This is a genomic window from Nostoc sp. (assembly GCF_036917375.1).
GTDB lineage: Bacteria > Cyanobacteriota > Cyanobacteriia > Cyanobacteriales > Nostocaceae > Nostoc.
In genome coordinates this window covers 80,375-91,727 of the sequence record NZ_JBALDN010000085.1, presented here as the reverse complement: position 1 = coordinate 91,727, position 11,353 = coordinate 80,375, and the positions used below count along the sequence as shown (strand labels likewise).

The following is an 11,353-nucleotide window of genomic DNA, read 5'->3' as shown; positions in this document are numbered from 1 at the left end:
GTGGGGTTTACTGCCTTTTATCTCCCTCAGCTTGATTATCCTTCGTTTGAACCTGTAATTGTTGAACTTGCTAGACAGTCTAACCTGTGACACAGATAATTAATGCGATCGCCCCGCCCTTTTTTACCCAAAAATAGATAGGGTTTAGGGAAATGCGATCGCAATTCTTAATTGATTTCAGCAAAATTAGTGCATTGGCGCGGATTGGTTCAGAGGATAATAGGAAATTCGAGGTTTTTTAGATGAGTAAATCTTGGTTTACCAACTGACCAATGGAAAATAGATTGTATTCGCTTTGCTCCCAATTGTCCGTCACAAAATTCGATAGAGGATATTTGGTTGCAAGTCAAAATATGGATTCATTTGCGTAACGTCTTGAAGAGAAGTTTTTATGCCTTAATTCCAACATTCTCGCATTTACAATGGATGTTTGAGTGGTTTATTCGACACATTACCTTTGATTTTCACACTCTTGAGATGTACGAGTTTTTTCAAAAATCAAATGGGATCGCTATATATATGAATGATGTTGTCAATGCCAGACAGTCAGTTAGCTAGTACTCCACCACATTAATTTTGATAAATTTGCAGTGGCTATAGCAGTAGGGGCGTACAGATGTGTGCGCTTAACACGTAGTATCATTAATATTTGAGAATAAGCGATCGCATCTCTTTGTTTTTCAATATCTGTAGTCGCATACGTCTAACGTCTCAAAGAGTTGCAGCTTGTCGTCATACACCGCTTAACCTTCGGAACGCCTTGCAAACAAGAAATGTTAGATTTATTTATTTCTACTTACATAATTTTTGTAAAACAAGATACATTAAATGGTAGTTTAATTGCAAAGGAACCAAAAAGCATGGCCGTTAGTAGCCCTGAAGTCATCCGTCACATATTGATCGGATTGGGATATTTAGCTCCTGAGGTCGATCCTAAGCCGGATCTCACTAAATTTGCTCCCTGGAAGCGGAATAACAACTCCTTGACAGACGATCCTACTGAAGAAGCTATTAAAAAGTTTCAGAAACAGTACTCACAAAAACTTGTGGTTAATGGTAATGCTGATGCAGAAACTCGAACTGTAATGGAAGAAACAGTCATAGGGCTTCAAAACAGATTAAAGTTTCATGGTTTTGCAACCAATGCCGAAATTCCTTCAGATAAGCCTTTTTATGGGCCAGCTACTTATACAGCAGTCAAAAAATTTCAGAAATCTCAGGGTTTAACTGAAAATGGTATTGCTACTTTTGAACAGCGGCAAATTCTACAGCAATCTAGTCTCACAGATAAGCCCCAGACTCCGGCTCAGTCACAACTAAATCTGAGAGATTTGTGCTTTCAATTCAAAAAAAATCCTCAAAATCCTTCTTACATTGCAGCGTTAAATAACTTACAACAAAATCTACCCAAGGACGTTTTACACAAAGTTACTAATAAATGGAGGGGGACAAACGATCAAAATCCTGAGATTGTCAAGCTGACGAATGTGTTTACTTATTATGATGACAATAATGCAAATCATCGTGATGCACTAAATCACTTACAAAGTCAGATTACCCCAGCCATCTCTCAAGCATTTTTAAGTCTTTGGAATAAGAAGTAACAAAGGTAACTTACAGCAGAATTCAGAATGGGCTACGCCCCGCTGCGTTAACAGAAGTAAAACACTCTTTCGACCTAGATAATAGACTTAGCTTGTGTACCTCATCAACTTGAAATCTGCTTTTTCACATCTGATACCAATTCAAAAAATGTTTACGACAGATAACCCCACTCACGCTGACGCGCACCCCTTAGTAAGGGCAGGGTTGGTGATATCTATGATTTATGTGTTGCATTCTTTTTTCAAATTGGTATGACATACGAGAATTAAAAACCAGGTTTCCGATCTCTGCTGAGTCGGAAACCTAGTTTTTTAACAATTCTTAGTTCTGAGTTGTGAATTCTAATTTAATATTCAATTCCCGGTTGTGCTTTCACACCTTGATCGCGGAAAGGGTGCTTAACTAGAGTCATTTCAGTTACTAAGTCAGCACGCTCAATTAAAGCAGGGGGTGCGCCTCTACCTGTGAGAATAACGTGTTTGTTAGCGGGTTTTTGCGCCAAACCTGCTAAAACGTCTTCTACTGGTAAGTAAGCCATTTTGAGGGCAATATTGATTTCGTCTAACAAAACTAGATGAAAGTCTGGGTTGCGGATGTATTCTAACGATTTTTCCCAGGCGGCGCTAGCTTTGTCAAGATCGCGATCGCGGTCTTGAGTTTCCCAGGTAAAGCCTTCGCCCATTGCGTGAAATTCTATCTGGTCTTCCCAATAGCTGAAAACCCTTTTTTCGGAAGGTTCCCAGCTACCTTTGATGAATTGGACGATCGCTACTTTATACCCATGACCGAGCGATCGCAACACCATCCCCAAAGCCGCAGTGGTTTTACCCTTACCGTTACCAGTATTTACAATAATTAACCCTTTTTCTGGTACAGCTTCTGCTATACGCTTGTCTTGCACTTCTTTACGTCGCTGCATCTTTTTGCGGTACTGTTCATCAGTCAGAGATGAAGACATTACCTCATCAATTAAGCGCCCAATTTCTTGGTCTGGGTTCAATTCTTTTGGTGTATCGTGTTTCATCAAGCTTGTCTAGAAATAACTGTTAAAAGTGTTGAAAATGAACCAAAATCGCCTTACTTATCCAATTTCACTTACATTACTTGATTGGAAATGTCCAGTAAGCTTTCATGTGAAATATTAATAGTGTGTTAGCTTTATTAATGATTTGCAGACAGGTGGAACTATATATGATACACAAGCTGAACTTATAATTTGAGTTTACTACTACTGTTTTAAATAATCTAATATGTTCATTAAAGCATTTTACCAGTAAATTTTTATTCTTATTATCTTCTTTATTACAGTAATGAGTTAGATACTTTAAGTATCATAAGTATGATGTCTAATATCATGAGTTATGCATCTATGGATGTTGTTGTTTCCATTTTTCCCATAGAGCCTGCGTATCTTCTGGTTGTCCGTCATAGTTGAGCAATTGGTCTGAAATTATCACCCATGACTGGGCACTGCGTGTCCAAATATTACCCACTGGGCGTAACCAACTTGTATCATCTAAGGTTCCAGCTTTGACATTGATAGTATCTGGCTTGTAAGTTCTTTCATGGAATAATCGCGTTCCGCAGTCGCCACAGAACAGGTTATTTACTTCACGTCCGTTATCATTCTTTCGAGTCCAAGCTTTCGGTTTTCCCTGAACAATTACAACAGCATCTCGTAATACTGTAAGAGACATTCCAAAAGCACTAGACGATTGTTTCTGACACTCCTTACAGTGACATAGGTAAAGTGTTAACGGTTCGGCATGAATTTCATAACGAATCTCTCCACATTGGCAACCTCCAGTATATGGAAGACTCACAGGTTTTATCTCCTAACAATTTGTATAACCTTATTGTAACTAAAACTCTTTCAATCTTAAAGCGAATTTTATTAAAAAAAATATAAAACATCTGGAATGAATGTATTTTCATTTTATGCAATTTTCTAAATCCTTTTCATCAGAAAAATGGGTTTAAAACCCCGTGTTTCACGCAATGCTTTAAAGTAATAATTTTGGAGTAATGAGTAGATGAAAAATGGGTATTTACTCATTACTCATTACTCATTACTCATTACTTATTACTCCAGAATTACCGCGCCTTGAGGTCGGTGAGGATGTCAACAATCATCCTCATCCGATTCATCATCCTCACTCCAATACTGTTGAGGTGCATTTCCGTAAACTTCTAAAATCTTCGGTTTTTTGATTTTGTTATCAGGTGGATTAATTGCTTCTAACTGCACATCAAATTTCCAATTGTCACCAAAATCATAAAGATAGGTCATTTTACCACCTATTTCTAGAGATAAATCACCAATCTGCACTTGGTCGGCAAATGGGGGTGTTTCCATGTAGGCATGACCAATTTTTATGATGCGCCCAAAATGGTCTTTATAACTAAACTCGTATAGGTGATCGTAATCAAAGTCAAAAGCATCGAGAATTATCTCTGCTAGCCAGCTTAATGGTTTTTTTGCTGGTATGGCAATGCGTCGCCAAGCCTTAAAAAGGGATACTTTGAAAATATAAATACCATCAGTAAAGCCTTGTTTGGGAACAATTAAATTATGCTCCCATTCTGGAAAGAATGGTTGGAAATGTGACTGCAATTTTCCAAAAATCACATTTACATCATCCTGTAATTCTCCTCGTATACCCAATGGAAAAAGTAATTGTAACAGAGCATCACCAAAGGGTAAGCGTTGTAAACTAGTAATGCGCCACCCCTTACCTTCTTGTGGTTTTCCATGTTGGATAGATAACAATCCAAATAACTCTAACAGAGCAACATTATGCAGACTAGGGTAATAACTAATATTGTTTTGGTCTTCATATTTAGGGAATTTTAAACCTTTATCTGGGATGCGAGGCCAAAGTTGAATACATCTAAATAAATTCCCTAATGAATCTTGATGTTCGCTCAAAACTTCATTATTTCCCCAAATCAACCAAGCTTCTAATAAGTTGAAATAGCGTTCTGTTAAATTGAGGCTTGACCATGATTGCAAAGTTGCGGCGTCTAAAGCTAAAATCTGCTTCTTCCCTTGGGATTTAATTTGGGCTATTCCAGAACTGCGTAATAACAGATATAGTCCATTAATGTATGGATATGATTTCTGTACGGGGCGTTTGAGTTTAGTTTCAATTGGGTAACTTAACTGAGAATTAACTTCTGATAGGACTTTTAGCGGTAGAAGGTTATTAACACTACTAACTTCCACTCCGTTTGGTTGCAAGAAATCTATCAGAGTTTGAAAGTCATGCAGAATCGTACCGGGTTGATTTTCATCAATACTGAGTTCTTGGAGGAGTTTTTGTTGTGACTCTGTTAAAGAAGGCAGTTCAGGATTGAGTGTGCGTTCTAGTCGCGCAAATAAATCTTCCATAAATAAAAATTCTCAATTCTAAATTCACAATTTAACCTTCTGTGCAACTTGTTTTATTTATACTATGACTACAGAAGTTCTCCTGATAAACATTGACCTGCAAAGTGTCACAACAGGACTATCAACACCGTAAGTTTAATGAAATGTGAATGATAATATTTTCACCTTCTACTTGACAATCCCAAGAATTTGATATGAATAGTAACACTCGCCTACAAATGATTTTAGCTGATACACGTATTGATACAGTATTACCTGCGATCGCTCAACTAAATCTACCTAACTGGTGGTTAGCCGGGGGTGCAGTCCGAAACACCGTTTGGTCTTCAATTTTTGGCAATGACTGTGGGTTAGGTATTAAAGATTTTGATATTGCATTCTTTGATATAGAAGGGAACCGTTCTCAGGAACTAGCAGCAAAAGCGACTCTCACAGAACAATTTCCTGATGACGAGTTTGATGTCAAAAATCAAGCCAGTTTTGCTCGCTGGCGGCTTGGTAGTAGACCTTATACTAGTACAGAGGATGGCATCACAGATTGGCTACACACCGCTACCGCTGTAGGAGTTCGACTAGATACCCAAAGACAATGGCAATTTTTTACACCTTACGGGTTGGATGACCTATTTGCTGGCATTATTCGACCTACGCCAACGCATACTCATAATTTGGATGCCTATAATAAGGCATCTGGATTTTTACAGAAGTGTCCTTATCTGCGGTTGGCGTAAAAGTTACAGTCAGATTTTAGCCACTAGTTTCCGTGACAAGGAAATAATCGCTTTTTAATTTACAACCCTTGATACCGAAGCGCAATGTTAATAATTTTCTACGTACTGGGAATAATTAAACTACAACCCCTTTCACGATAGAACAGGGATGATGCTAATTTTATAACTTTATAGGCAAAAATCAATGCCAAATCGTACTGGATACCAAATTAACTCGACTCTCCACGAAGGAATCCAAACAATTATTTATCAAGCACTAACTCCAAAGACGCAACAGCGAGTTATCCTCAAGCTGCTTAAAAATGAATATCCGACCCTTGAAGCCTTTACTCGCCTTAAAAATGAGTATCAAATTCAGCAAGGTTTAGACCATCCTAATATAGTTAAAGCTATCAGTCTAGAAACTTTTGAAAACCGTGTGGGATTATTGTTAGAAGACTTTGGCGGTCAGTCTTTATCTCAACTGCTCCAAACAAAAAAACTTGATTTAATTAACCATTTAAAGATTGCTATTCAACTGACTAAAGCTTTAAATTATTTGCATAATAATCAGATTATTCATAAAGATATCAAACCTAACAATATAATAATTAACTCCCAGACAGGTATTGTTAAACTCGCTGACTTTGGTATAGCCTCCCGTCTCAATAAAGAAAATCCCCAATTTAATAACCCTAACTGCGTTGAAGGCACACTTGCCTATATGTCTCCTGAACAAACTGGGAGAATGAATCGCATTCTTGATTATCGTACTGACTTTTATTCCCTTGGTGTGACTTTATATGAAATGCTCACTGAGAAAACACCATTCGTGAGCCAAGACCCCCTGGAAGTAGTTTATAGTCACATTGCAATTAAAGCGAGAAACCCGCAATCATTAAATTCACAAATTCCTGCCGTTATCTCTGAAATTGTGATGAAGTTAATGGCAAAAAATGCGGAAGACAGATATCAAAGTGCGACAGGATTATTGGCAGATTTAGAATCATGTCTTAAGCAATTAGAAACAAAGGGAATCATCACTGATTTTGTGCCAGGTCGTTTGGATATATTGAGCCAGTTATTAATCCCCCAAAAATTATATGGTCGTGAAGAACAAGTTAATGAACTTTTAGCTGCATTTGAGCGAGTGACATCTGGAACTAGTGAAATGATGCTAGTTTCTGGTTATTCTGGGATTGGCAAATCAGTTCTAGTCAACGAAGTTAATAAACCGATTACTCGCAGACAAGGGTACTTTATTTCTGGTAAATTCGATCAGTTAAAACGGAATATACCTTATGCTTCTTTGATTCAGGCTTTTGCATATTTAATGCGGTATTTGCTGACCGAAAATAATGAAAAAATAGAAATATGGCGTAGTAAAATATTATCAGCTTTAGGAACAAATGGAAAAGTTATTACTGATGTAATTCCAGAAGTAGAATTAATCATCGGTACACAGCCGGAAGTTGCCCAAATTGGTGCAACAGAATCACAAAATCGTTTTAATCATGTTTTTAAAGAATTTATCCAAGTTTTTACTCAAAAAGAACATCCATTAGTTATATTTTTAGATGATTTACAATGGGCAGATTCAGCTACTTTAAATCTAATTCAACTGCTCATAACTGATACTGATAGCAAATACTTTTTATTTATTGGTGCATATAGAGATAATGAAGTTAGTTCAGCACATCCTTTAATCCAAAAGATAGAAGAAATTAAGAAAAGTGGCACGTTTGTTACTAATCTTGTATTGCAACCTTTAAATTTAGATAATGTAACTCAACTAGTTGCCGAAACTCTTCAAGAAATAGAGGTGAAGCAGGATAAAGAAACAGGAGTCTTTAACAAAGAAATTATTAAGCTAGCTGAGTTAGTTTGTAACAAAACAGGTGGGAACCCATTTTTCATAACACAACTACTTCAGGCACTTCATCAAGAAAAACTTTTAAAATTTGACTTTAATAATGCTAAATGGCAATGGAGTATAGAGGATATTCAAGCAATTGGAATTACCGATAAAAATGTAGTTGAATTAGTTGCCAGCCGAGTTGAAAAATTACCAAAATTCACCCAAGATGTTTTAAAATTAGCGGCTTGTGTAGGCGACAGATTTAGTCTGGATGTTTTATCGATAGTCAATGAAAAATCACCTTCTTTGACAGCAAATGATTTACACTCAGCTTTGCAAGCAGGATTAATTCTGCCTTTAAGTGAAGCTTACCGCATCCCTTTAGTTTTTAATCAAGAAGAAGCGGTTAATTTAAATTTTGACACTTCACGGGTGGGTTACAAGTTCTTGCATGACAGAGTACAACAAGCAGCATATTCTTTAATTCCAGAAGAACTTAAGAAATCTACTCACCTGAGAATTGGGCAATTGCTTCTCCAAAATATACCTAAAGAGGAAATAGAAGCTAATATTTTTGATATTGTCAATCAGTTGAATGTAGGTATTGTTAACCTGATAGAGCAATCTGAAAAAACTGAATTGGCACGATTAAATTTAATTGCAGGACGAAAAGCTAAAGCTTCTACAGCTTACGAAGCTGCTCTTAAATATTTCACAAATGGAATAGAACTGTTAAATATAGACGCTTGGCAAACAGAATATACCTTAACCATTGGTTTATATGAAGGAGCCGCAGAAGCAGCCTATCTGGGTGGTGATTTTGAGCAGATGCAAAAATGGGCTGAGGTGGTGCAGCAAAAAGCCAAAATTCTTTTAGATAAAGTGAAAGTCTATGAAGTACAAATTATCGCTTCTATCATTCAAAGCAAACAATTAGAAGCTATTCAAATAGCAGTATCAATTCTGCAATTGTTAGGAATAAATTTTCCAGAAGAACCGACATCAACTGATATTCAACAGGGGATGGATGAAATTGTTGTTTCTTTGAAAGGGAAAGGCATTGCAGATTTAATTAACTTACCATTAATGACCGATTCTAACAAGATTGCAGCTATGAGAATCTTAATGGGAGTTCTCCCCGCGGCTTTTCAAACTGCTCCTGCAATGATGCCAATTATCGTCTGTAAAATGGTCAATTTGTCCTTAAGCTATGGGAATACAGCTGTATCTGCTTATGGTTATAGTCTTTATGGATTACTTCTTTGTGGAGTTCAAGGAGAAATTGATTCTGGCTATGAATTTGGGAAATTAGCTTCTCGCCTGGTATCACAATTTAATGCTGAAGAGCTTAAGGCGAAAATTCTGACGGTTGTTAGTGCCCATGTTATGCATTGGAAAGAGCATGTTAGAGAGACATTAACATCATCAGTGTCGGGATATTCTAGTGGTCTGGAGACTGGAGATTTAGAATATGCTGGTTATTGTGGTTACATTTATCCCTATCATTCATTTTGGCTGGGTAAGGAACTTTGGGTTTTAGAAAAAGAACTGATAGCTTATTGTGATTCGCTGAAAAAAATCAAGCAACAAGTAGCTTTCACTTGGAACTCAGTGTATTTGCAAACAGTTCTGAACTTGAAAGGAAATTTTGAAAATGTGGACTGTTTAATTGGAGAAGCCTACGACGAGCAAAGTATGCTGCCAATTCATCAGCAAGTAAATGACCTTTACACAATTAACCACTTATTTGTTAATAAACTAATGCTCTCTTACATATTTGGGGAGTATTTTAAAGCTGTAGAAAATGCTGCGATCGCAGAAAAATCTTTAGGTGGCGTTACAGGGTTGTTTGTTGTCCCAGTGTTTTATTTTTACGATTCTTTAGCTCACTTGGCAATCTATCATACTGCTAAAGAGTCTGAGAAGCAAGCTATTCTAGAAAAAGTCCAAGCTAATCAGCAAAAGATGGAACTCTGGGCTACTCATGCTCCTACAAATCACTTACACAGATTTTATCTCGTCGAGGCAGAACGGTATCAGGTTTTGGGTCAAAAGCTAGAAGCAATGGACTATTATGAAAACTCGATTGCCAAATCTCAAGCAAACGGTTTTCTCCAAGAAGAAGCTTTAGCCTATGAGTTAGCTGGAAAATTCTATCAATCTTTAGGTAAAGAATTAATTCATCAAACTTATATAACTAAAGCCTATTATGCCTATATTCGTTGGGGTGCGATCGCTAAAGTTAAACACTTAGAATCAAAATATGTTTTTCTAGTAGGACAAACTACTACCATAGAAAACACTATTTCAAAAATTGATACAACTCATATTACTACTAACACTACTACCAATAGCAGCTTGAGCGATTTTCTAGATTTTAATGCATTTATCAAGTTTTCACAAGCGATTACTAATGAAATTGTTTTAGAAAATTTATTGGGTAAGCTGATCCAAATTTTACTAGAAAATGCTGCCGCACAAAAAGCAGCACTCCTCCTACTTAAAGATAATCACCTGTATATTGAAGCTTCTGGAAATGCTACTGACGATGTAGTGACGGTTTTAAATTCTATTCCTGTTGAAACCTATCAAGATTTACCGCTGTCTGTAATTAATTATGTTCTCAGAACTCAGCAATATATTGTATTAAATGATGCAGTAATTACGGAGCCTTTTAATTTTGATATCTATATTCAGAAATCTCAAACAAAATCAATTTTTTGTTTGCCAATTATGTACCAATCACAGCTTACTGGTATTATTTATTTAGAAAACCAGTTATCATCAGGGGCTTTTGTTCCAGAAAGGGTAGAGGTATTAAAAGTCTTAGTTTCTCAAATGGCTATTGCCATAGAAAATGCCAGCTTGTACGCAAGGGCGCAAGACAAATCTAAGGAATTAGAACAATCGATAAAAGATTTGCAAGAGGCACAACTACAACTTATCCAAAGTGAAAAAATGTCTTCTCTAGGAAATTTAGTTGCAGGTGTAGCACACGAAATAAATAACCCTATTGGTTTTATCACAGGTAGTATCGCCCAAGCAAAAGATATTGTTAAAGATTTAATAGACTATCTGCAACTGTACCGAGAAAAATTCCCCAATCCTGGCGCCGAAATTGAAGAAAAAGCCGAAGAGATAGATATAGATTTCTTGCTAAAAGATTTACCAAAAATGATTGATGGGATGACAGTAGGGACACAGCGCATTCGTAATATTAGTACATCTCTCCGTACTTTTTCCCGTGCTGATACTACCTCAAAGGTATCAGCTAATATCCATGAAGGTATTGATAGTACTTTGATGATTTTACAACATCGTCTGAAAGCCGATCGTAATCGTCCAGCAATTAAAATTATTAAGAATTATGCAGATATCCCATCCGTAAAATGCTATTTGGGACAATTGAATCAAGTGTTTATGAATATTATTGCAAATGCAATTGATGCTTTAGAAGAAGCAAATATCGGTCGTGATTTTTTAGAAATTCAAGAAAAGTATCCTAATATTATTACTATTGAGACTTATCTAGAAGTAGATAAAGAAAAGGTGGTAATCAAGATTCAAGATAATGCCAAAGGAATGCCTGAAGCAGTTAAAAAATGCATTTTTGAAAATTTGTTTACTACCAAATGCGTAGGAAAAGGTACGGGATTAGGATTATCTATTAGTCGGCAAATTGTAGTTGAAAATCATGGTGGAAATTTGATTTGTGAATCTGCCTTAGGAGAAGGAACACAATTTATAGTTTCTATTCCAATTTTGGGATAATAAGGAATTTGTGATAGT

General features: G+C 36.5%; 6 protein-coding genes and 1 pseudogene. 4 read left to right on the top strand and 3 right to left on the bottom strand.

Annotation, left to right across the window (positions count from 1 at the left end; genetic code table 11):
• Positions 1–223 precede the first annotated feature (223 nt).
• Together V7K45_RS22200 and V7K45_RS22195 are read left to right on the top strand one after the other, a co-directional pair.
• A pseudogene (locus V7K45_RS22200) lies at positions 224–558 on the top strand (hypothetical protein); the annotation flags it as partial.
• A 215-nt stretch (positions 559–773) separates the two neighbouring features.
• Positions 774–1,604 carry a peptidoglycan-binding domain-containing protein gene (locus tag V7K45_RS22195; RefSeq protein ID WP_335007152.1) on the top strand — a complete coding sequence of 277 codons (831 nt, stop codon included), beginning with the start codon at positions 774–776 and terminating at the stop codon, positions 1,602–1,604.
• A gap of 347 nt (positions 1,605–1,951) precedes the next feature.
• Here V7K45_RS22195 and cobO read toward each other — a convergent pair whose 3' ends face one another.
• From cobO to V7K45_RS22180, 3 genes are all read right to left on the bottom strand, one after another.
• The gene (gene cobO / locus V7K45_RS22190; RefSeq protein ID WP_194043048.1) at positions 1,952–2,629 is read right to left on the bottom strand and encodes a cob(I)yrinic acid a,c-diamide adenosyltransferase; all 678 of its coding nucleotides are present in this window, start codon (positions 2,627–2,629) and stop codon (positions 1,952–1,954) included.
• 343 nt (positions 2,630–2,972) lie between these two features.
• Positions 2,973–3,428, bottom strand: coding sequence for a GFA family protein (locus V7K45_RS22185; protein ID WP_335007151.1), 456 nt, complete (start codon positions 3,426–3,428; stop codon positions 2,973–2,975).
• Between the two features lie 299 nt (positions 3,429–3,727).
• On the bottom strand, positions 3,728–4,996 hold the full coding sequence (locus V7K45_RS22180) for a plasmid pRiA4b ORF-3 family protein (RefSeq protein ID WP_335007150.1): 1,269 nt from the start codon (positions 4,994–4,996) through the stop codon (positions 3,728–3,730).
• A 194-nt stretch (positions 4,997–5,190) separates the two neighbouring features.
• Between V7K45_RS22180 and V7K45_RS22175 the strand changes: the two genes are divergently transcribed.
• Both V7K45_RS22175 and V7K45_RS22170 read left to right on the top strand, forming a co-directional pair.
• Complete coding sequence (locus V7K45_RS22175) at positions 5,191–5,727, top strand: nucleotidyltransferase family protein (protein WP_335007149.1); 537 nt, start codon at positions 5,191–5,193, stop codon at positions 5,725–5,727.
• A 184-nt stretch (positions 5,728–5,911) separates the two neighbouring features.
• Positions 5,912–11,335 carry a trifunctional serine/threonine-protein kinase/ATP-binding protein/sensor histidine kinase gene (locus V7K45_RS22170; protein WP_335007148.1) on the top strand — a complete coding sequence of 1,808 codons (5,424 nt, stop codon included), beginning with the start codon at positions 5,912–5,914 and terminating at the stop codon, positions 11,333–11,335.
• Positions 11,336–11,353 lie beyond the last annotated feature (18 nt).

Bases quoted from the DNA above. Each gene is read 5' to 3' on its own strand.
- V7K45_RS22175 (WP_335007149.1), top strand. From the start codon at position 5,191: ATGAATAGTAACACTCGCCTACAAATGATTTTAGCTGATACACGTATT.
- V7K45_RS22170 (WP_335007148.1), top strand. From the start codon at position 5,912: ATGCCAAATCGTACTGGATACCAAATTAACTCGACTCTCCACGAAGGA.
- cobO (WP_194043048.1), bottom strand. From the start codon at position 2,629: ATGAAACACGATACACCAAAAGAATTGAACCCAGACCAAGAAATTGGG.
- V7K45_RS22195 (WP_335007152.1), top strand. From the start codon at position 774: ATGTTAGATTTATTTATTTCTACTTACATAATTTTTGTAAAACAAGAT.
- V7K45_RS22180 (WP_335007150.1), bottom strand. From the start codon at position 4,996: ATGGAAGATTTATTTGCGCGACTAGAACGCACACTCAATCCTGAACTG.